This is a genomic window from Hamadaea sp. NPDC050747 (assembly GCF_040654195.1).
GTDB lineage: Bacteria > Actinomycetota > Actinomycetes > Mycobacteriales > Micromonosporaceae > Hamadaea.
Genome location: NZ_JBFAHM010000009.1, coordinates 103,268 through 124,358, shown reverse-complemented (window position 1 = coordinate 124,358; position 21,091 = coordinate 103,268). Strand labels below are relative to the sequence as shown.

The window sequence follows — 21,091 nt, the reverse complement described above, 5'->3', positions numbered from 1 at the left end:
AACTGGTTCCCGGCGGAGCTGGCCACAATGGAGGATCGCATGATCCCTCACGAAGACGCGTCCTCGGCGGAGATCGCCGAGACGACCATCACCACCTCGAAAGAGGTGATGACTCAGGCCGCCCAGGCTCTGGTCGGCGAGCCGGGAGCATACGGCGGCATGGGGGGCGAGTTCGCCGTCTTCGAGTCCGATGTGGTGAACGGGGCCGTCGCCAACGCGTCCGCGAACGTGCCCGCCGGCAATCCGAAGATCCTGGAGAGCCTGTTCTTCGGGCAGTCCGCCAAGACGCAGACCGCGGCCCTGTCCGCGCTGGCCGACGACATCCTGCACGGCGTGTACGCCCTCGGCAACTCGGTCGGCGTCTCGGCCGACAGCTACGACGAGGCCGACCGGACGGCCGACCACACCATGGACGGCGTCGAGACGTCCCTCACGACGGCGGCCCGGGACGGGCTCTTTCCGTGAGTCAGCCCAACGGGGGGCGTGACTACTTCGGGTTCGACGAGACGGTTTCGACGCAGCAGCTCGAAATACCGGATCAGCAGTCGACCGACTGGGACGGGATCGAGAGCTTCGAGGTCATGGTCGACATGATCCTCAGTGAGGACCCGAACGGTCCCCGGCGGCTGGCCGACGCGTACGGGCGGGTGCTGGGCAAGTTCTCCCGGCATGTGGAGATCGTCGACGGCCGGGCCCGGTTCGTCCGCGACGCCTGGAACTCCGGCCTCGCCCAGGAGCGCTACTTCTGGTTCGCGGGCGCTCACGCGTACGCCCTCGACACCTGGATCGACGGGCTGCAGACGCGTATCGAGGTCCTGGAGAAGCTGACCTCCGACATCGAGGAGGCCCGGCAGCGCGCGGAGGAACTGCTCGCCCAGTTCCGGAAGGAGCTCGAAGAGGCGCTCAAGAAGATCAAGGCCGACACCAAGGCGGAGTACGAGCAGCAGGCCGCGGCGATCTACGCCCGGCTCAACAAGAAGTACGCGAAGAAGATCCGGCCGGTCGGCAAGAAGCTGTCGGCGGACCTGATCACCGGATCACGGTGGCTGGGCGATCCCGGCACGGTGCCGCCCCGCTACCGGGGAGCCGACGCCGCCAAGCCGTGGCGGCCCTACTCCCCGGAGCAGCTGGCCGACCGGGCGCCGACCGACTCACAACCGCCGGGCGTGATCGAGCCGCTCGCCGACCTGCCCCAAGGCCCGATCGTCGAAGCGCGTCCCGATCTGTTGTCCCCGGCGGACTTCCGTGGACTGAACCGGCTGCCGCCCGGGAGCACTCCGGCAGACCAGGTGAGCCTGCTGCCGACCGCGAACCAGCCCACGCTGACCGGGCTGCCGGGCGCGTTCGGTCCACAACAGACGTTGCTCGGACGGCTGCCGGCCGGGCCGATCCTGGCCGCCCCGCCGCAACTGCCCGCGCTCAGCAGCCGGCGTACGCACCCGCCGACCGGCCCGGTGATCGCCCGGCGGGCCGCCGCAGCACTGGAACGCAGGCTGGCCGCGTTGGACGGCCGGTTCGGGCCGGCCCAGACGCCGTCCGCCCTGACGCCTCCGGCGGCGGTGGACGTCTCCGCGTTGTCGGCCCGCGGCAGCGGGCTGGAGCAGGTGCTCGCCGCCGAACCACCGGCGGCGGTGACCGCCGCGGGCCTGTCGATGACGCCACAGGCGGCGATGACGGCACAGCAGGCACTCAGCGGGCGCGGCTCGTCGGCGCTGCCGCCCGTGGCCGGCTCGACGGTCGCGTCCGGCCCGATCGCGCTCGGCGTACGCCGCCGCGCAGCGGGCGTACCGCGGGCCGAAGAGCCACCCGCACCCCGGTCGACGGCGCTGGCCGCCACCCCGGAAACCGAGCCGGTACGCGGCCGGACGCCGCCGACGCTGGCCCAACGACTCGCCGCCGGTTGACGCGGCACGAGGTAAGCAAACCCATCCGTCCGACAAGCACCTCCGAGAGAAAGGCAGCGGCAGATGTCTGGTGACATCGTCAAAGTCCATTTCAACGACATGCAGGACGCCGCGCAGTTCGCGGCCAAGACCAAGCAGGAACTCGACGAACTGGCGGCGCAGATCCTCAAGCGGCTGACCATCGACTGGCAGGGCCTGTCCGGTGACACCTTCGCCAACGAGCGCACCAAGTTCATCAACGCCATGCACCACATCGACGCGGCGCTCGGCGGCCTGGCCGACCTGATCAACAACCAGATCGCCAGTGACCTCCACGGCACCGACGGCAGCACCGTCGGCGTCCTCGACGGCGTGGCCTCGGTGCCCTCGGGCATGGCCAGCTCGTCGTTCAGCTACGTCAGCGCCGGACTCAACAACCAGTAAGGAGACGACCATGGCGAACAACGTGCTCAACGTGCCCATCGCGGAGCTGATCGCGGCGTCGAACGAGTTCCAGGCGATGCTGCAGGACATGCGTGGCCGTCTCACCGGCCTGGAGAACTTCATGGCCGACCGGATCAAGACCTGGGACGGTGCGTCGAAGGCGGCGTACGCCCAGCTTCAGGGCGAATGGCAGACCGGTGCGCAGCAACTCAACGGGGTTGGCGAGGACTTCGCCAACGCGATCCTGCAGTCCGGGCAGAAGTTCACCCAGGCCGAGGAGCGCAACCTGGAGGCCATCGCGCGTACGCGCAGCTCCTTCAGCTGAGCCGATCAGGGGCGGCGTCGGCGAACCACCGGCGCCGCCGCGCTGAGCATCGCGACCACGACGACGACCACGCCGACCCCGCCCGCCCAGGCGATCGACCGGCGCCAGGTCTCCGGCCACTCCGGCTGGGGCGGGGCGTGCCCGAGAGCGGCCGGGGCGGGCGTCCGATACGGGCTCGCTCCGGCGGTCGCGGCCTCCTCGGTGAGCGCACGATACGGATTGACCGTGCCGAACCCGTACGCGTCGCTGTGGCCGCCGCCGAAACCGCCGTCGGCCGTCGCCGTCAACCGCTGGGCGACCTGCGGGGCCGTCCAGTTCGGACGGTACGCCCGCAGCAGCGCCGCCGCGCCGGCCACCACGGCCGCGGCGACCGGCGTACCGGACAGGGTGAGGTGACCCGATCGGCGCGCCGCCGCGACGACGTTCTCGGCCGGAGCCACGAGATCGACCTTGGATTTCAGCGCCGAACCGGACAGGAGCAGCCCGCCCGTGCCGATGCCGCCCACCCCGAGCACCCCGTCGTACGCCGCCGGAAACGTCAGCCCGGGCAGGTTGTCCCCGACGGCCGCCACGACCAGGACGTCCTTGCGGACGGCGTCGGCCACGGCGGCTCGCAGCCCGGCGTCGTCGCTGCTCAAGGCGTACGCGACGAGGACGACGCGGGCCTTGAGGGCCACGGCCTGCCGGATTCCGGCGGCGAGCCGGGCGGCGGTGACGGGACGATCGGAGCCGGGTGGCGCGTCGGTGACCCGGATCGGGACGAGCGTCGCGGCGGGAGCGACGCCGACGAGGCTGGAGCCGCCCCGCGGCCGGGCCGCCACGATGCTCGCGATCGCCGTGCCATGACCGTTGCAGTCGAAGCGCGCGCCGGGCTTGTTCGCCGTGACGTCCCAGCCGCTCGCGACCGCGTTGCCGAGCTGCGGATGACCGGCGTCGACGCCGGTGCCGACGATCGCGACGCGCACCGCGCCGGTGGAGAAGGCGTGCGCGCGGCGGAGATCGAGCCAGCGTTGCTCCCAGGTGCTCGCGCTGACGACGGGGCCGGGGCTGGGCGGCGCTTGATAACCGCACGGCCCCGCCGCGCTCGCCGGATCGGCGGCGACCACGGGGATCGCCAGCAGCACAGCCGGAACCGTCAGACGCCGCAACCACATATATCTACAATAGACATCCGCGACCGCCGGGGAGGGCTCCATCGTGGCTGTTGAGCCGCCGTCGGACGGATTCCTGCGCTGGGTCTGGGACCTGGTCTGCCTGGTCGGCGGCGGAACGACCTGGCCCCGGACCAATGAGGACGCGTTGCGGGCGTACGGGCAGGCTCGGCGGGACCTCGCCGACCTCCTGGAGCAGTCCGGCCACCAGTTCTCCGCCTCGGTCAGCGAGATCGAGGCGCTGTGGCGCGGCGCCTCCGGTGAGGAATTCGCCCGCCGGTGGCGGTACAAGCTCGACGTGGTGGTCCCGGACATCGTGCAGCGCCACCGATCAGTGGCCCAGCAGGTCGACCAGGCCGCGTTGGCGGTCGGGGCGGAGAAGCTCTCGATCCTGCTCTGCGTTCTCTGGTGCGCCGTAGAACTGATGATCATCCTGATCTCGGCGATCTTCACCGGCGGTGTCAGCTCGCTCGCCGGAGCCGGCCCGGTCGCCGTAGCCCGCGCCATCGGAGCCCGCCTGTTCGAGACCCTGATGCGCGACCTCGCCGGCATCCGGGGCGTCGTCAAAGAAATCCTGGAGGAGGCCGTCCAAGAGGTCATCCCAGACTTCCTCGCCCAAGGCATCCAGAACCTCAATGGCACCCGGCAAGGCTTCGACTGGCGCAGCCTCGGCGCCTCGGCCCTCGGCGGCGGCATGGGCGGACTCGTCGGCCGCGGCCTGGCCCGGCCGTTCAGCCCACTGTTCAGCTGGGCGGCGACACGAGGCCCGGTCGCCGACCGGATGAGCGACTGGAGCGTCTCCCGCTGGGTCGCCGAAAGCGGCGTACGCGGCCTGCACTTCCAGACCGTCAACCAGCTCACGAACTACGCCGTCAACGGTGCGGTCAACGGCGACTGGTCGGTGGACCTCTCACTGTCCGGGCTGACCCGGTTCGGCATCGGGGCGGTGACCGGTGGGCCGCGCATGCTCATCGGCAACGCCGCGCACGGAGTGTACGGGCGGATCGCCGAATCCGCCCCGGTGACTTCTGGTCCGGTCGCTTCTGGTCCGGTCGATTCACCGCAGGTGGGGTCGTCTGGAACGCCCACGGGGGTGAGTACTTCCGTCACCTCGACTGGTTCCGGCTCGCTGCCCACTTCCGGCTCGCTGCCTAACGTCGGGACGGTGCCGAGCGTTGGGACGGCGCCGAGTGCAGGGACGATGCCCAGCGCCGGAACGGTGCCGAGCGTTGGGACGGTGCCCAGCGTCGGGACGGTGCCCAGCGCCGGAACGGTGCCGGTGGCGACCGGATCGCCTACCGCCGGGCCGACCGTGACTGGACCCGGTACCGCGACGAACTCGAGCGCTGCGGTGACTTCGCCGCCCGGAGCGGTGACGTCCAGCCCGGTGACGTCCGGCTCGCCGGCCTCTGGTGCCTCGACTCCGCCGGGCGGCACGACGTCGTCTGGGATGACGTCGGGCGGGGCGACGTCGGGCGGTGCGACGTCGGGCGGTGTGACGCCGGGCTCCGGAGGCCAGATGGTCTCGCCGAGCGCGAGTGGGCCGAATGCGAGCGGGTTGGCTCCGTCGACCGCGCCGCAGACGTCGACCGCAGGCAGGACTGGAGGCCCGGCGACGACGAGTTCTGCGAGGTCTGTGATGTCGCCGAGCACCGGCGGGCCGAGCACTTCGACCACGCCGAGCACTTCGACCACGCCGAGCACGCCGGGTGCGCGTACGCGAGCGGCGGACGTCGCGCCGAGCGCGGTGGTACGCGGGCTCCGTGAGGAGGAGCCCGCCACCGATCGCGTTATCCGGGAAGACGTCCCCTTCCGAGGGCAGGAACACCGCGTTATCCCGGATAACGCGGAAGGCCCAGGGGCGAGCGCGATGCCGAGCCCGACGTCCACGCAGGAAAGGGCGGGTGCGTTCCGGCTGGGGGACGGCGTACCGGTGCAGGAGGTTCGCACGGCCGACGAGGCTCCGGCGAGCCCGGCCGACGAGCAGTATCTGCGGCAGGCGCTGCCTCGGGACGACGCTGGGCGGCCGCAACGGTATCCGGATCCGCTGGGGGTCTGGGTCGGCTACGTCAACGACGGCGGTCCGACCGTTACCGGCCGCGCGTTGAACTGCGATGACGCGGGCAACTCCGGACTGTCCACCTGGTACGGGCGACCGGTCGTCGCCGCTGTGAGGAGCGGCCGGTCCGGTGTCCCGGTCGGGCGGACCGAGGCGTGGGCGGGGACGGCGTACGCGCCGATGGCGGGACTGGCCGAGGTCGAAGCGCACCTCGCCGCGGTCGCCGACGAGCACGGGGTCGTCACGGGACCGGCGGCCGCCGTCCTGGTGCGTCCTACGGGCAGTGCGGTGGCTCACCGCTACAACGTCTACCTGCACGAGGGCCGCCCGTACTACGCCGACCATCAGAACGCGGCGACCGGGACGGCGGAGCGGCCGCAGATCGCGTCGGACGCCGAGGTGCACGCGATCGTCTTCGACCACGAGGGGAGGTCCGTCGCGCAACCGGTGCGTAGCGACCTCGACGAGGTGCTGGCGGCGGGCCGGGCGTCGCGCGTCGGCGAGTTGCGTACGCGGATCGAGCGGGTCGTTCGGGTGAGTGGGCCGGTGCCGGCGGATCTGCTCGACGACGTCGCGACGACGCTGACCGAGCTGGGCCTGCGGCCGGGGGAGACCCCGGTGCGCTGGGCTCGCCTGCTCCGGTCGTCGAGCGGATCGGCTGAGGTGGACGCGTTCGTCCGGTTGCTGCGACGGCCGGAGTGGCGGTCGGCGTACCAGCGGGCGGTCGCGACGCCTGATCAAGTCGCGACGGACCTCCTGGGCGAACCAGCGTCGGCCGCGCGGACGATCGCACTGGCGTCGTTGTTCGCCGATGATCCGGCACCTCGTCATCCGAAGTCGCCCGCCGCCGCCGTTCAAGGCGTGAAGGAGTTGGCGAGCACCGTCCTCGGGGCGACGGTCCGCGAACGCACGACCGATCTGCTGATAAAGTTCGACGCGGACACCTTCCGGTCGGTCGTCGTCGAGTACGCCGTTCTGCCGAGCGGCAGTCTCGTCCACTTGGAACAGAACGCGAGCGAGTTCCGGATCGCGGTCGCGCACGACGCCGATCTCCGTGACCCGGTGACGACTGCCGCCCTGGCCCGGGAGTTGGCCCGGGTGCGGCTGGGCGGCGAGGACTTCCGGCCCGACAACCCCGGTACGCAGGACAGCTACCTGGCGCTGCTGCAGGCGTACAGCAGCTTCGGCGTTTCGGATGTGGCGCGGACCTTGCGGGCGAACCGCGTGCCGGGCGCGACCGGGTTCCGCAGCGACCGTGACGCGGCGGCGCGGCTGGCGGAGCGGGATCGGGCGGAGGCTGCGGGGGTGCGCAGTGAGCTGGCGGCGGCGGTTTCCGCTGTTCCCGGCGCGGTGAATGCCCTGGCCCGCCTGTACGCGGCTGAGGCGGCGGCCGGGTATCAGCCGGGGGAGCGGCTTGCCGGGCTGGTGTCCGGCGTTTCGACCGCGGTCGTGGCGGCGGCGTTGGCTGAAGCGGACCGCGACCTGACCGGGCGGCTGGCGTCGGCCGGGTCGGCGGAGCTGCCGTCACTGCTGCTCGACGTGGTGGACCGCGCGCGGGTGCTCGCGGCGGAGGCCGAGCGGGCGTCGCTCGCGTCAAGACAGTCCATCATCGACTCCCGTACGCATCGGTTCAGGCCGGAGTTCGTGGCGGGAGCCGATCAACGGCGGGCCCGGGTAGAGGAGCTGATCTCGGAGCGGGACACTCCGCCTGACGCGGATGAGTCCACAAGCGAGCGTGATCCGGACCCGCCGAAGACGAGGGAGCGGGTCCTGCCTCCGCTCAGCGGAGCGGCCGCGCAGCTGGACGCCTCACTGCGGTCGGCCTTGCAGGCCGCGGCGGCGGATCTTCGATTGCAGACCGCGACGCGGGAGGCGGCCGTGGTGGCGCGGTGGGGCGGTGATCTGCTGCCGTCCAGCCGGAGGCCCGGTGTGACGGTCGCCGATCAGCTCGACGCCGTCCGGGACATGATCCGCCGGACGATCGCCGCGCCGGACTCGGCTCAGCTGCGTGATCACAGCGGTGGCGACGCGCGTGTGTTGTTCCAACGCCGCTTCACCGACGCCGCCGGTGTCGACCGGGTCATGGCAGCGGTCGTGCACGTGTTCCGGTACGGCGATCGGCGCTTGGCGTACGTGGCCGACGTGTCGATCCAGCCGGGTCCGCAGACCGGGTTCGGCCGCCCGATGGCCGGTGCGGCACCGCGTCGCATCTCGGTGACCGGGTTCCGCGTCGGAGCCAAGAACCTGCTCCCGGGTGGGCGGCATCCGATCGAGGCGCGGCAGCGAACGGCGGTGATCCGGGCCGGGCTGCGGCAGGCCGCGATCGGCTTGGGGGCTACGCCGACGATGACACCGAACGGCACGGTCGTGGTGGCGTGGCCGATCGGCTCGGGGTCGTTCGAGGTGCGGGTTCGAGCCGTACGCACCAGGGGCGGCGCACCTGCCGAGGTTCGCCCGCCTCGGCCGGGCACGGCGGTGTGGGAGGTCCGCCTCGATCCGCGGCGGTTGGATCGGCAGGACTTGCGGCCGGATCTGGCCGAGGCGTTGGGGGCCGTGCGGGCGGTCGTCCTCGCGCAGGACGCCGGGCTTACTGGGGTGGGCGTCGACCGGTTGGCGCGGGCGGCTCGGCTGGCGATCCTCGGCGCGGACCTGGCCGGGTTCGGCGGTGGGCATCCGCTGCCGCCCCGGTTGACCACCGAGGCCCATGCCCTCATTGAGGAGCTTGGACTGCGGCGGGATCTGCCCGCGTCCGAGCAGCGTCTGGCCGACCTTCGCCGCTTGCTCGGTCAGACGATGGGCCCGGTGGCCGAGGCGGCCGCGGAGGCGGTGACCGCACGGCTCGGCACTCCGATCGCGGAGTTCACCGAGCACTATCAGCGTCAGGAGGCGGAACATGCCCGGCGGGCCGAGGCCGCGCGAGGGTTGACGGATGCCGCCACGGACATTCTGCTCGGTCAGCATCTCCCGGGACTGGTCGCCGACCTTCCGGTGATCTCCGAGCTGCGGCCGGTCGGCCCGGTGCTGGCCGAATCGAGCGTGCCCGGGCAGATCATGCGGGTGCTGGCCGACACCCTCGCGGCCCGGGGTGCCACTGCGACCGCCGTGACGCAGTCCGCCGCGGGTGTGACGGCGCTGGCGGCCCACCGGGGACTGGCGAAGCCGGTGACCATCGAGGTCCAGGCCGGGACGCTGCCGGTGGGAACCGCGGCGCATCTGCGGATCGACCTGGCGGCCCGGGTCGTTTCCCTCACGGTGCCGAGGTCTGTCACGTCGGCTCAGGTGGGCCTGGCGGTGTCGGGAGCGGTCGCCCAAAGCCTCGAGACGGTCGGCCGCGCGGATCGGGGTCGTCCGACGCGTCCGGCGGACCTACTGGGCCGGCATGTGCTGACCCGGCGACTGCGGCCCGAGATCGACGGGCCGAGCCCGGCCGACGTCGGGCTCGCCGCGCAGATCCAATGGCAGGCGGACCACTTGGGCGCCCGGACCTCGCGACGGTCGCTGACCAACCTGCAGATCCTGCTGGACCGGGCAGGCGCCTGGGGCAGCCGGTCCCAGGCCGACCTGCGCCGGCAGGTTCTCGGGAAATTGCTGCCCCGGCGGCTCGACGACGTGCTGCGATTCGCTCAGCTCATCGAAGCGGCGGTGGGGACCGTCGCCGCGGAGGGGCCACCGCGTACGGTCGCGCGGGGGCGACGGCGGTTCACCGTTCAGCTGCCGATCGGGCTGGAGTCGGCCGGGTCGCTGACCGCCCCGCCGCATCAGCCGCTGCATCCGGGCGTACGCCGGTTGGCGGGCCGCCGGGCGGTCTGGCTGGAGCGGAAGATCGCCTCGACGCGGTTCCGGATCGATCGGTTCGGCACCGACGTCGCCGGGCGTACGCGGAGCCGGGCGCTGGCGTCAGCCCTGCGTACGCTGTTGTGGACGCCGAAGTTCGTGGCGAAGCGTCCGCTGGCGCTGCTCACGGGCAAGCTGCGGTATCAGCGCATGTGGCGGGTCGGCGCGATGTCGGTCAAGCCCGGGGTCAGCCTGGTCCGCCTGCCGGACGGCAGTCACCGGTTCCTGCCGTATGTGCTGCGGTCGACGAAACGGTCGGTGAACCGGCTCGGGGCGGTCCGCTTCTCGACCTTCACGAGCTGGAAGGAGCACAACACGACGGCGTACGGCCCGCAGGGTGCGCCGCCGTTGTGGTTGTTCCCGCTCAGCGGCAACACCGGGCTCGACGCCTTGCAGGCGGTCGCCGCGTTCCTCGCCCACATTCCGTTGATACGACTGTCCGTGAAGGACGGCAGCGGTATCGGAACGCCGATGCCGTTCGGCAACACCGACACCGAGACCGGGCGGGCGACCGTCCGCGCTTTCACCTTCCGGGACGGTGTGCTGGTCGGGCAGACCGATCCGGCGTACGCGGCGGCGAGGAAGAACACCGCTACCTTCTACACGTTCACCGGGACGTTCATCGATCTGCAGATCGGACCGGTCACCGGCTTCTACATCTGGATCGGCGGCCAGGGCTCGCCGTTGTCGGTGAACCAGGACCATCAGGCGCTGGTCGCCCGGCTGGAGGAGATCGCCGCACAAGCGCGCGAACGCGTGGCGAGGGGCGAACCGGCGCAGGCGGTGCGCCACCTCCGCCAAGCGGTCAAGGCATACCTGGAAGGTTTCAAGGACTCCGCCGACTGGGAGTTCCAGCCGATCATGTTCGAGGTCGGCTATTCGCACCGCTATATCCCGGCCTTCAACGCGCCGGACCCCGTCGGCTGGGACGTGGGGCTGCACAGCCCGTTCACGCAGTCCAATGACCACGTCGGCCTGCAGACGAACCCCAACGCGTCGATCTCAGTGGGCGCGTTCAGCCTCAAGTTCCTGCGTCGCCTGCTGACCCACCGGAAGGGGGCGGACGGGCGGCGGCTTCGGTCGACCGCGGTCACGAGCTGGTTGACCGCGGAGAGCGTCGCCGACCACCTCGACCTGCCCGGCGTGGCACCCATGCTGAGCCCGGAGAACCCGGCGTACCGTCCGGCGGTCCACCTGCCGAAGGCCGTCCGGGACGCGCTCGCGGCTCGTCATCGGCAGCTGACGGCGCAGCCCCAGCGCACCGTTGCCGAGGCGGCCGAGCTGATGGCCCTGGAACGGCTCCGGTTCCGGCCGAATCTGTGGTCCCGTCGAGGCGCGTTGTCCAATGCGGACACGCTTGCGCTCGGTGTCGGGTTGCCGCGTAGTCAGGCGACCATCCGGCTCTATGCCGAGCTGGCGGGCGTGGATCTCGGTGGACTGCCGGTCGAGATCATCGACGCCCCGGGCGACGTCGCGTACCTGGACCGGCACGGTGCGGTGGCGCGTACCGACACGCTGGGCACTCAGTTGGGCCCGGCCGCGTTCCAGGACGCGGAGACGCTCGTGCGCGCTCTCGGCCACGAGAGCGTGCACGGCCGGCAGTTCCGCGAGGGCCGGGTGACGAGCCAGACGCAGCCGCTGGAGGACGAGGCGTACGGTGCCGAGGACGCCTTCGTCGAGACGTGGCGGCGCAACGCGCTGGGCCTCGACCCGGCCACCGGCCGGTTTCGCCGGAGTGAGGCGGAGACGGCTTGGCGGGTGCAGGATTCGCTGGGCGTCCAGCTCCGGCGGTCGCCCGATCCGAATGTGGACTGGATCGACGCGACCGGCCGGACCGTCGACGCCGTCGGCAACTTTCCCGGGCGGTACTTCGAGCAGCAGTGGCCCAACCTGCAGACCCGGATACGCGACCATCTGGAGAAGGCGGAACTTGTGCCGGTCGACGTCGCACAGTTCTCACCGGAGCAGATCGCCCGCGTCCGGCGGTTCATCGACGACAACGCGCTCGGCCCGCGCGCGTTCATCGTCGGCGACTGACCCGCCTCAGGCCACGTCCACGTAGGCGGCACCGGCTTGGAGCAGTTCGCGGCCGTGCACCAGGAAGTGCGCCAGCACGCGCTCCGGAGCGTCAGGGCACACCCGGCGGCACAGCGTCCACAGTGTCCTCGTCGCGCCCGACCAGCGCCAGAGGTCGGCCAGCATCGGGTCGACCAGCGCTGCCGCTGTCCCGCCGACGCCGATGGCGAAACGGGGTTCGGCGTCGCCGAGCGGGCGTCCGATGGCGCTCAGTTGTGGGCGGAGCCGATGCCGGTCGGCGAAGGCCACACTGGACTCGATGCCGACGACGGCGATGAGTCCGCGTGCTTTGAGCAACGGCTCGGCCGGGTCGTGTTCGGTGCCGGTGGCGGCGGCCCAGGCGGCGATCTCGGGAGCGGTCAGCACGATCGTCTGCGCGCCGACGCGTACGTGATGGCCGCCGTCCATCGTCTCGGTCGCCGGGTATTCGCCCAGGTAGTGGCCGATCGGCCAGACCGTCGTCGTCATCGGCTCACCCGGTCGAGGTAGGCCGCTCCGGCGGTCAGCAACGGGCGCAGCCCGTCGAGCAGGCCCGGCAGGAGTGTCGCGGGTTCGGCCGACGTCTCGGCCGCCAGCCGCAGGCAGACCGACCAGAGGTCGGGCTCGGTGGGAGCCGCGGCCCACACCGCGAACATCGGCCCGGACACCGACACCAGCGGCGTACCCGGCAGGCCGAGCACGAACCGGTCGCCGTCCGCGCCGAGGCCCATGACCAGCGGTTCCAAGCGGTGCCGGTGGGCGAAGCCGATCGCGTCGTCCGGCTCGACCCGCGCCAGCAGGCCGTCGGCCAGCAGGCGGGTCAGCTCCGCGCTGGTCCAGGTCTCCTCAGCGGGTACGCCGTGCGCCTGAGCCCACACGGTGAACAGGCCGGCGTCCACTTCGATCATCAGATCGGCGACCCGGATCGGGTAGCGGGTGGCAGGGTCGTCCGGCGGTCCGGAGACGCCACAGAATTGCCCGATCGGCAGCAGCAGCATCGCCTGAGCCGTCGTCATCCACTGTAGAATACACAGCTATGCGCGTCAGCGAGGAGATGCTGGAGTCGATGCGGGCACAGGCCCGGCAGCTCGACGACCGGCTCTCGCAGATGTCGGGCGCGCTCGGCGATCTCCAGGAGCGGGTTCAGGCGGTCGAGGTGACGGCGGAGTCCCGGGACGGCCTGGTCCGGGCCACCGTGGGCAGCGACGGCCGCCTGCGCGATCTCGTGCTGGACGCGCGGATCTATCACACCGCGGACTCGGCCCGGCTGGCCCGGACGATCGTGGAGACCACCGACGTGGCGGCGCGGGAGGCGCGCGAGCGGGTCAAGGAGATCTGCGCGCCCTATGTGGACGCCGAGACGCTCGACGACTACGCGTCAGGCGACTTCGACGCCGCGATGCGGCGCTTCCGGCAGCGGATGCCGTTCCTGGCCGAGTGAGGGAGTGACCGATGACCGATCCGACCACCGTCAAACTTCCGGGCGCGGACGCCGCCGTCGCCGCCTTCACGGCGCAGGTCGCCGGACTGGGCGCCCACGCTGGGGCGCTCATCGACCGGGCGGCCGGGGCGGCCGCGCAGATCGGTGACGCGGATCCGCCGGTGGTCGACCTCGTGGCCGCGGCGGGCGAGGCCGACGAGCAGATCGAGAAGATCTTCGACGCCAGCCACCTGCTGGCCGAGGCCGGCCCGGTGTCCGCCGACGAACTCAACCGGACCGACGCGCAGGTCAGCGCCGACCTACACCGGCATTAACAGTGGCCCGAGTCAGCTGACTGCGGCTTCTTCGCGCTGATGCTGGACGTGCTCCTCGATGGTCGCCATCAGGCCGGCCAGGCTCACCGGCCGCACCATGGTGACCGCGCCGGACAGCTGCTCGGCGACGGCGTCCGCGGCGTCGGGCACCGGGGCGATGACGATGGTCATCGAGGACTTGGGCAGCAGCCGGCGGATCGCCGCCTCCTGGCCGGGGATCAGGTCGGCCTCGGCGACCAGCACGTCCGGCTGGGTGGACAGCATGCTCCGGAGTTTCGCGGGGTTGGTCGTCGAGATCGTCTCGTAGCCGGCGTTGCGCAGGATCCGGCGCAGGGTCACCAGCAGCCGCCGATTGCGTTCGGCGATCAGGACGCGGGGCGCCACAGTCGTGGGATGCATGGCCGATCAAGCCTCCGGTCGGGATGGACGGCAGTGGACTCATGCGGGAATACGTACCGGCGACTCGCTCGGATCACTGCCGGTTTCCGCCGGGTCACTCCGGCAGGTCGATGCGGGCGATCGCGCCACCGTCCGGGTCGGTGGCCACGCTCAGCCGGCCCCGGTGCAGGCGTACGGCCCAGTCGGCGATGCTCAACCCGAGCCCGGAGCTGCCCGGGGCCGTGCTGCTGAACCGGTCGAACGCGGGCGCCTCGGAGTCCAGGCCCGGCCCGTGATCGCGGATGACGACCGCACCGGCGCGTACGCGTACCAGCACGTCCGCGCCGTGCCCGTCGACGGCGCCGTGGCGTACCGCGTTCTCGACGAGATTGCGCACCGCCATGCGCAGGATGGCCGGGTCGCCGAGGGTGACCACGGCGTCCAGGTCGAGGTCGACGGAGCGTGCCCCCGCTGCGGTGTCCTCGACGACCTCGGCGACGAGCTGGTCGAGGCGGAACTTCTCCAGGCGCAGCTCGCGGGTGCCCGCGATCATCCGGGCGCGGGTGAGCAGGGTCTCGACCGAGTTCGTCATGCGGTCGGCCGAGCGGATCACCTTGCGGAGCGCCCCGGGTTGATGGTCCGCGTCGACGAGCGCCGCCTCGGCGGTGACCCGGATGGTCGTCAGCGGCGTACGCAGCTCGTGGGCGGCGTCGGCGAGGAAGCGTTCCTGCTGGTCGAGGGCGGCTCCCGCCATGCGGGTGCTGCGCCGCGCCAGCAGGTACGCCCCGGCGCTGGCCAGCAGCACGAAGCCGATGCCGCCGCCGATGAGGGTCAACGCGAGCCGGGTGTGCGCGGCTTCGGAGTCCTGGGCGTCGATGGTGACGACGACCGATCCGGTGGGCCGGCCCGCGCTCTCGACGGCGAACGCCACCGCGAGCAGCTGTTGTGTGGTGCCGTCGGTGGCGGTCGCCTTGGCGACCACGCTCTGGTTGCCGGAGATGCTCGCCCAGGCGGCCGGTTCGAGGCGGCGCAACGGCACGAGCTGCGTACGCCCCGGCCGGGCCAGTGCCGGGCCGAGCGCGTCCCCGCGGCGTTCGAAGACGTAGACGCCGGTCGCCCGATCGCCGATGGCGTCGGCGACGCCGGTGAGCCGCAGCGTCCCGGCCTCCCGGTAGATGAGGGAGAGCACCGCGCTGCTGGTGATGCGCAGGTCGGCCAGCAACGCCTGCTCCCGTTGGTGGCCGTCGACCTGGATGCCGGCGAAGGCCATGCCGGTGACGCCGGTGAGCGTGATCGCGGTGAACACGGCGATCAGGCGTACGCGCAGCGAGCGCAGCCGGTCGGCCGTGGTCAGCCGGCGACGGCCGCTATTCATCGCCGATCCGGTAGCCGGCGCCGCGGACGGTGTGGATGAGCGCGGGCGGGCCGAGTTTGCGGCGGAGCTGCGTGATGACGACGTCCACCACATTGGACAGCGGATCGGCGAGTTCGTCCCAGCAGTGCTCGCGCAGGTCCGCCCGGGTGACGGTGGCGGGCGCCCGGCTCATCAGCTGTTCCAGGACCGCGAACTCCTTCGGTGTGAGCAGCTGCAGCACCCCGGCTCGGCGTACTTCGTGGCGGGCGCAGTCCAGTTCCAGATCGGACACTTTGAGCACCGGCGGCAGCATGGCGGTGCTGCGCCGGCACAGTGCCCGCACCCGCATCACGAGTTCGGCGGCGGCGAACGGTTTGGCCAGGTAGTCGTCGGCGCCCGCCTCGAAGCCGCGTACTCGTTCGTCGATCTCGCTCAGCGCGGTCAGCATGAGCGCCGGGACGCGGATGCCCCGTTCGCGCAGCCGGTGCAGGTGCCGGGCGGAGTCGCCGTCTGGCAGCATTCTGTCCAGCACCACGCAGTCGTACGCGTTGACGCTGAGCGCCAGGTCCGCCTGGGGCCAGTCACCGGCGTGGTCCACGGCGAGGCCGCCGGCCCGCAGGGCGGCGACGGCCGCCTCGCGCAGGTCCCGGTCATCCTCGACGACGAGTACGCGCATGAGGCTGAAGTATTCCGACAGAACCCGACGTGTGCCAGATACGTAATCCACTTTGGCGCATTCGTAACCGGCCCGGGAGGATCGATGGGCGCAGCACGGCGGACGGCCGTGGCGGCATTGCTGGCGATGGGGTTGCTGGGCTCCGGTGGGTGCACGTCGGCCCCGTCGCGCCTGGTCGAGGATGCCGGTGGCTGCGGTTACAAGATCGCCTTCTTCGGCGCGCTGTCCGGCGACAACGCCAACCTGGGCCGCCACCCCTACGACGGCGTACGCCTCGCGGTGGATCAGTACAACGCGGCCAACTCGGCCTGCCCGGTGGAGCTGTCCGAATTCGACTCGCAAGGCGACGAGAAGCTCGCGCCCGAGGTGGCTCAACGGGTCGCCGACGATCCCCGCATCCTGGGCGTCGTCGGGCCGCAGTTCTCCGGGGAGTCGGAGGCGGCGGTGCCGATCCTCGACCAGTACGGCATCACGGCGATCACCGCGACCGCGACCCGACCGGCCCTGGCCGAACAGGGGTGGAAGGTGTTCCACCGGGCGGTGGGCAGCGACGCCGAACAGGGTCCGGCCGCCGGGCGATACATCAAACGCGTGCTCAACTCCAAGCGCGTGATCGTCATCGACGACTCGTCGGCGTACGGGAAGGGGCTGGCCGACGAGGTGCGCCGGGTGCTCGCCGGGGTGATCGTGAAAAGCCTGTCGGTACGCGTGAAGCAGACCGACTTCAGCCGGGAGGTGGCCGACATCGCCGCCAACCAGGCCGACGCGGTCTTCTATGGCGGCTACTACGCCGAGGCCGCCCCGCTGCTGAAGCAGCTGCGCCAGGCGGGCGTACGCGCGGCGTTCGTGGCCGCCGACGGCGTCAAGGACCCGGGACTGGTGGAGGGCGCCGGGGTGTCCGCCGCCGAGGGCGCCATCCTCACCTGCCCCTGTGTGCCGCCGGACCGGATCAAGGGCAGCTTCCTGACGGACTTCCGGGCGACGTTCCACCGGGAACCCGGCACCTACGCCGCCGAGGCGTACGACGCGGCGAACATCCTGCTGGCGGGCATCAATGCGGGCAACCACACGCGGCCCTCGCTGCTGGCCTACGTGGACTCCTATGTCGGCACGGGCATCACCAAGTCGTTCAAGTTCGACAACCGGGGTGAGGTCTCCTCGTCGCCGATCGCGATCTGGGCCTACCGGGTGGTCGACGGGCACATCATCCCTGATCAGATGGTGCAGGACGAAGAGTAGACAGTGATGTGTGTCGCTTCATGAAATCCTCATCACCGCTGGCGCAGGATTGGCCGCATGGAGGAGACACGGGCTGCCACGATCCTCGACCACCTGTATGACGCCCATGGCGCCGTCCTGATCGGCTACCTCGTCGGCCAGCTCGGCGGCGATCGCGGCAAGGCCGAGGACATCGCGCAGGAGACGCTGCTGCGGGCCTGGCGGCACGCCGGTCGGCTGGACCTGGAACGCGGACTCGCCCGGGGCTGGCTGTTCCGGGTGGCGCGCAACCTCGTCATCGACGCGCGGCGGGCGCAATCGGCCCGCCCGACCGAGGTCGGCGCGGCCGGGCTCGCGTCCGAAGGCGTCGACACCACCGAGGAGATGGTCACCGCGATGGCCGTCCGCGCGGCCGTCCAGGACCTGAGCCGCGATCATCGGGCGGTCATCGTCCACCTCTACCTTCGCGGGTTCACCGCGGTGGAAACCGCTCGCGCCCTGGGTATCCCGCTCGGGACGGTGAAGTCACGCGCCCACCACGCGCTGCGTAAACTGCGCCAGGCGCTGGAGGACCGCGGTGCGGACAAGGCTTCCCGGCTGGTGACGGCCGGGATGTAGACGCGCGGGGCCCGGCGCGATGCTTCCGCCGGGCAGCCGGGTCCCGCGCTTCTATCAGCTGGTACGCGGCAAGCAGAGCGCGGGCGCGCCGGAGGGGGGATTCCGGCGCGCCCGCACGGCTGTCAGCAACCGCAGGTGTAGTAGAGGATGTCCCAGTGGTTGCCCTCGTCGGTGTAGAGGTTCCCGGACGGGGCGCGGTACTGGTAGCCCCAGCCGGAGATGTAGCCGACGTACGTGTAGGTCGACGTGATGTAGTTGCTGATGCAGCTGTACTTGCTGATGTCGACCTTGTAGCCGTTCCAGTGGCTGTAGGTGCCGGACGCGTGGCCCACCTCGGTGCCCGCGGTGATGTTGATCGCGCATCCGGTGTAGTTGCGCAGGGTCACCACGCCGCTGATCGTCGACTGTCTGATCTGTTCGAACGAGGTGCACGTGGAGGTGTAGCGGTCCGAGCAGTTGCCGCTGGAGGACCAGGTGATCCCGGCCGCACGCAGCTGCGACGTGGCCTGGGAGTGGGTGAGGAAGGTGGCCGCGTGCGCCGGCTGAGCGAGCGCGAGCGAGAGGACCGTGGCCGTGGCGAGGGCGCCGAGCAGGGTGACCGCCCGGCGGAGGACCCGGAGCATGGTGACTCCTTCACGATACGAGTCGAGATTGTGAAAATTTCACACGTGGCCACGTGATCGAATTCTTATCACGACGTGTGTCGATACCGCTATCCCCTCGGGACCCACAAAATCGTCGCGTCGCGCGTCACGTCACAAGCACACGGTGTCCAGGGCATCGCTAGAGTCTGCCGATGACCGAACCGCCCGCGCTCGACGACTGGGCGCCGTGGCAGCCCGGCGAACTCGCCCAACGGCTGCGACCCTTCCGGCAGCCCTGGTGGATCGCGGGCGGCTGGGCGATCGACCTGTTCCTCGGCGAGCAGACCCGCGAGCACGCCGACATCGAGTTCGGCGTCGCCCGGGAGCAGTTCGCAGCGATCCGGTCGCTGCTCGACGGTCTGTCCTTTTGCGGAGCAGACGACGGCGCGGTGTATCCACTGCCACCAGGGTCACCGCCGGCTGACCGGTTCCGGCAGATCTGGGGCTACGAGCCCGGGCTCTGCTCTTGGCGTACCGACATCTTCCTGGAGGATGTGGACGGCCCGCTGTGGCGCAGCCACCGTGATCCGCGCGTGGCTTTGCCGGTCGAGCAGGTGTACGCGCGGACGCCGGAAGGCATTCCGTTCCTGCGTCCGGAGCTGGCCTTGTTTTACAAGGCCAAGCATCGACGGCCGAAAGACGAGGCGGACTTCGCGGCGGCCGCGCCCAGATTGGACGACGTGGCCCGCGCCCGGCTGATCGGCTGGCTACGCCTCGTCCATGATGGACACGAGTGGCTGGAGCGTCTCGCGTAGCGCGGCCAATCCGGTGAACCGATGGGTCTGGAAGCCCAGCGCCGCCGCGACGTCGATGTTGGCGGGCGTGTCGTCGACGAACAGCACCTTGGCCGCGTCGACCTGGAGCTGATCGAGGCACCAGCCGAACGCGGCCGGCTCCGGCTTGGCGTGGCCGATACGGCAGGAGAACGCGACCAGATCCAGGCGTGGCAGGCGAACCTCGTGGTGGACGGCGTGTTCCTCGGGAATGTTGGACAGCAGGGCCAGCCGTGGCCCGTCGATCCGCCCGACGAACCGGACCACCTCGTCGTCGAGCGCCGCCCAGCTGGCGACGTCGGCGGCGATGAGCGCCTCGGCGTCGAGCGACCGGCCCAGCGTCACGCCCACCTGATCCCAGTACGCCCGCCCATCGACCTCGCCCCGGTCATACGGCTCACGCAAACCCCAGTACGCCGCCCAGAACGCGTCGGCGGGCACCCCGGCCAGCGCCTCAAGCCGCCGCCGGCCCGCCTCCGACTGCGGCCGGGCGATCACCCCGAACAGGTCGAACAGCAGCACCTCGATCATCAAGCAACCCGTTTCAGGTGAGTTCCGGTGTTGGCAAGATCCATCGGAGACAGCGTAGCCCGAGCAAACGCGTGCACATCCGGGCACACTTGCTCCGTGCTGATCGAGACTCTTTCCGTACAGGAAGCGCGTGAGCTACTGCCGTCGGTGCTCGCACGCTTTCGCCGCGGCGACCGCGCACCGGTCGGAATCGGCACGCACCGCAAGACCGAAGCAGTGTTGGTGCCGATTGAGGTCTTTGACGAATTGACCATGGAGCGCTTCCGATCGCTGGCGCAAGCTGCCAGCTCGGTGCATACCGACGGTCAGACTGTGAGCGCCGCCGTCCAGGCTGTCACAGAGCGCTGGGCGCGCGGCGAGATCAGCACTGTGGCGATGCGAGCTGCAATTCGCCATCTCTATGGCGCTTCATAAAGAGCGATTCCAAGCCGATCATCGGCGTGCTGGCCGGGACGGTCGCAACGAACAACCTACCGCCGCCTGGTCAAGCATCGGAGTGGTGAGGGTCAGTCGAGGTCGCGGCGGCGGTTCTGCTTGACGTCCGAGCGGCGCTTCTTCGCGGCGATGCGGCGTTCCACTGATCCCTTCGTCGGCCGGGTGGCCCGGCGAGCCTTGGGCGGGGGAGCGATCGCCTCGCGAACGAGGGCGGCGAGTCGAGTCTGCGCGGCCATGCGGTTACGCAGTTGCGCCCGGTGTTCGGAGGCCGCGACGGTCAGGATGCCGTCGACCAGCCGGCCGGCGAGGCGGTTCAGCGCCCGCGCTTTCAGCGCGTCGGGCAGCGCCTCGGAGGCGGCCAGGTCCCAGGACAGCTCGACCCGGGAGTCGGCGGTGTTCACGCCCTGCCCGCCCGGCCCACTCGAACGGGAGAAGCGCCAGCTCAGCTCGGCCTCGGGGATTTCGACGCCGGGCTGGACGATCAGCGTACCGGCCATGATCCCAGCATCTCACCCAGCGCGAAGATCGCTAGGCTGGGGATCATGCCTATCGTGGATCGTCTCACCGAGGTGCCCGGCAACTCGCCCGGCTTCGGCTTCGCGCACGCCGTCACCACGACCGGTCAGCTGGCGTTCGTGTCCGGCCAGGTCGCCCTCGACGCCGCCGGTCAGCTCGTCGGGCCGGGCGATCTCGCGGCGCAGACCGAGCAGTCGCTGGCCAATCTCCAGCGGATCCTGGTGTCGCTGGGCGCCGACTGGCCCGACGTCGTCAAACTCACCTGGTTCCTTGTCGACGCGTCGCAGGTGCAGATCATCCGGGACGTCCGGGATCGGATGATCCGGCCGTCGCTCGGGGACCGGCCCAACCCGGCCAGCTCGTTGGTGCAGGTCGCGGGCTTGTTCCGGCCCGAGTTCCTGGTCGAGGTGGAGGCCATCGTCGCCCTGCCTTGACGCGCTGA

At 71.0% G+C, this 21,091-nt stretch carries 21 protein-coding genes; 12 read left to right on the top strand and 9 right to left on the bottom strand.

Annotation, left to right across the window (positions count from 1 at the left end):
* Positions 1-39: 39 nt before the first annotated feature.
* The 4 genes from AB0H43_RS22495 to AB0H43_RS22480 all read left to right on the top strand — a co-directional run bounded on the left by AB0H43_RS22495 (position 40) and on the right by AB0H43_RS22480 (position 2,652).
* Positions 40-465, top strand: a complete 426-nt coding sequence (locus AB0H43_RS22495) for a hypothetical protein (RefSeq protein ID WP_360001953.1) — start codon at positions 40-42, stop codon at positions 463-465.
* A complete protein-coding gene (locus AB0H43_RS22490) occupies positions 462-1,904 on the top strand; it encodes a hypothetical protein (RefSeq protein ID WP_360001951.1) in 1,443 nt (480 codons plus the stop codon). The genes AB0H43_RS22495 and AB0H43_RS22490 overlap by 4 nt, the downstream gene beginning before the upstream one ends.
* A 63-nt stretch (positions 1,905-1,967) precedes the next feature.
* A complete protein-coding gene (locus AB0H43_RS22485) occupies positions 1,968-2,327 on the top strand; it encodes a hypothetical protein (RefSeq protein ID WP_360001949.1) in 360 nt (119 codons plus the stop codon).
* A 10-nt stretch (positions 2,328-2,337) separates the two neighbouring features.
* On the top strand, positions 2,338-2,652 hold the full coding sequence (locus tag AB0H43_RS22480) for a WXG100 family type VII secretion target (RefSeq protein WP_360001947.1): 315 nt from the start codon (positions 2,338-2,340) through the stop codon (positions 2,650-2,652).
* Positions 2,653-2,657: 5 nt separating this feature from the next.
* Here the strand turns inward: AB0H43_RS22480 and AB0H43_RS22475 are convergent, their stop codons facing one another.
* Positions 2,658-3,806 (bottom strand): S8 family serine peptidase, encoded by a 1,149-nt coding sequence (locus tag AB0H43_RS22475; RefSeq protein WP_360001945.1) that lies wholly within the window; start codon positions 3,804-3,806, stop codon positions 2,658-2,660.
* A gap of 43 nt (positions 3,807-3,849) precedes the next feature.
* On the opposite strand from AB0H43_RS22475, the gene AB0H43_RS22470 reads away from it, so the two are divergent.
* Positions 3,850-11,733: a hypothetical protein gene (locus AB0H43_RS22470; RefSeq protein WP_360001943.1), complete on the top strand. Its 7,884-nt coding sequence runs from the start codon at positions 3,850-3,852 to the stop codon at positions 11,731-11,733.
* Positions 11,734-11,739: 6 nt separating this feature from the next.
* On the opposite strand, the gene AB0H43_RS22465 is transcribed toward AB0H43_RS22470, so the two are convergent.
* On the bottom strand, positions 11,740-12,240 hold the full coding sequence (locus AB0H43_RS22465) for a hypothetical protein (protein WP_360001941.1): 501 nt from the start codon (positions 12,238-12,240) through the stop codon (positions 11,740-11,742).
* Complete coding sequence (locus AB0H43_RS22460; RefSeq protein ID WP_360001939.1) at positions 12,237-12,767, bottom strand: hypothetical protein; 531 nt, start codon at positions 12,765-12,767, stop codon at positions 12,237-12,239. Before AB0H43_RS22460 ends, AB0H43_RS22465 begins: the two co-directional genes overlap by 4 nt.
* A 20-nt stretch (positions 12,768-12,787) precedes the next feature.
* On the opposite strand from AB0H43_RS22460, the gene AB0H43_RS22455 reads away from it, so the two are divergent.
* Together AB0H43_RS22455 and AB0H43_RS22450 are read left to right on the top strand one after the other, a co-directional pair.
* Positions 12,788-13,192, top strand: a complete 405-nt coding sequence (locus tag AB0H43_RS22455; protein ID WP_360001937.1) for a YbaB/EbfC family nucleoid-associated protein — start codon at positions 12,788-12,790, stop codon at positions 13,190-13,192.
* Positions 13,193-13,203: 11 nt separating this feature from the next.
* Positions 13,204-13,506 (top strand): hypothetical protein, encoded by a 303-nt coding sequence (locus AB0H43_RS22450; protein ID WP_360001935.1) that lies wholly within the window; start codon positions 13,204-13,206, stop codon positions 13,504-13,506.
* 12 nt (positions 13,507-13,518) lie between these two features.
* On the opposite strand, the gene AB0H43_RS22445 is transcribed toward AB0H43_RS22450, so the two are convergent.
* The 3 genes from AB0H43_RS22445 to AB0H43_RS22435 all read right to left on the bottom strand — a co-directional run bounded on the left by AB0H43_RS22445 (position 13,519) and on the right by AB0H43_RS22435 (position 15,914).
* Positions 13,519-13,905 carry a hypothetical protein gene (locus tag AB0H43_RS22445; RefSeq protein ID WP_360001933.1) on the bottom strand — a complete coding sequence of 129 codons (387 nt, stop codon included), beginning with the start codon at positions 13,903-13,905 and terminating at the stop codon, positions 13,519-13,521.
* Between the two features lie 94 nt (positions 13,906-13,999).
* On the bottom strand, positions 14,000-15,259 hold the full coding sequence (locus AB0H43_RS22440) for a HAMP domain-containing sensor histidine kinase (protein WP_360001931.1): 1,260 nt from the start codon (positions 15,257-15,259) through the stop codon (positions 14,000-14,002).
* Positions 15,252-15,914: a response regulator transcription factor gene (locus tag AB0H43_RS22435; protein WP_360001928.1), complete on the bottom strand. Its 663-nt coding sequence runs from the start codon at positions 15,912-15,914 to the stop codon at positions 15,252-15,254. The genes AB0H43_RS22440 and AB0H43_RS22435 overlap by 8 nt, the downstream gene beginning before the upstream one ends.
* Before the next feature lie 84 nt (positions 15,915-15,998).
* Here AB0H43_RS22435 and AB0H43_RS22430 point away from each other — a divergent pair, with 84 nt between their 5' ends.
* Together AB0H43_RS22430 and AB0H43_RS22425 are read left to right on the top strand one after the other, a co-directional pair.
* A complete protein-coding gene (locus AB0H43_RS22430) occupies positions 15,999-17,153 on the top strand; it encodes a branched-chain amino acid ABC transporter substrate-binding protein (RefSeq protein ID WP_360001926.1) in 1,155 nt (384 codons plus the stop codon).
* A gap of 57 nt (positions 17,154-17,210) precedes the next feature.
* Positions 17,211-17,750 carry a sigma-70 family RNA polymerase sigma factor gene (locus tag AB0H43_RS22425; RefSeq protein ID WP_360001924.1) on the top strand — a complete coding sequence of 180 codons (540 nt, stop codon included), beginning with the start codon at positions 17,211-17,213 and terminating at the stop codon, positions 17,748-17,750.
* 122 nt (positions 17,751-17,872) lie between these two features.
* Here AB0H43_RS22425 and AB0H43_RS22420 read toward each other — a convergent pair whose 3' ends face one another.
* Complete coding sequence (locus AB0H43_RS22420) at positions 17,873-18,373, bottom strand: hypothetical protein (RefSeq protein WP_360001922.1); 501 nt, start codon at positions 18,371-18,373, stop codon at positions 17,873-17,875.
* 173 nt (positions 18,374-18,546) lie between these two features.
* On the opposite strand from AB0H43_RS22420, the gene AB0H43_RS22415 reads away from it, so the two are divergent.
* Positions 18,547-19,149, top strand: coding sequence for a hypothetical protein (locus AB0H43_RS22415; RefSeq protein ID WP_360001920.1), 603 nt, complete (start codon positions 18,547-18,549; stop codon positions 19,147-19,149).
* On the opposite strand, the gene AB0H43_RS22410 is transcribed toward AB0H43_RS22415, so the two are convergent.
* On the bottom strand, positions 19,102-19,698 hold the full coding sequence (locus tag AB0H43_RS22410; protein ID WP_360001919.1) for an HAD family phosphatase: 597 nt from the start codon (positions 19,696-19,698) through the stop codon (positions 19,102-19,104). The genes AB0H43_RS22415 and AB0H43_RS22410 overlap by 48 nt on opposite strands.
* A 96-nt stretch (positions 19,699-19,794) precedes the next feature.
* Between AB0H43_RS22410 and AB0H43_RS22405 the strand changes: the two genes are divergently transcribed.
* A complete protein-coding gene (locus tag AB0H43_RS22405) occupies positions 19,795-20,112 on the top strand; it encodes an antitoxin VbhA family protein (RefSeq protein ID WP_360001917.1) in 318 nt (105 codons plus the stop codon).
* 92 nt (positions 20,113-20,204) lie between these two features.
* Here AB0H43_RS22405 and arfB read toward each other — a convergent pair whose 3' ends face one another.
* Complete coding sequence (gene arfB / locus AB0H43_RS22400; protein ID WP_360001915.1) at positions 20,205-20,630, bottom strand: alternative ribosome rescue aminoacyl-tRNA hydrolase ArfB; 426 nt, start codon at positions 20,628-20,630, stop codon at positions 20,205-20,207.
* A gap of 45 nt (positions 20,631-20,675) precedes the next feature.
* On the opposite strand from arfB, the gene AB0H43_RS22395 reads away from it, so the two are divergent.
* Entirely contained in the window at positions 20,676-21,083 is a 408-nt protein-coding gene (locus tag AB0H43_RS22395) for a RidA family protein (RefSeq protein WP_360001913.1), read from the top strand.
* Positions 21,084-21,091: the final 8 nt, after the last annotated feature.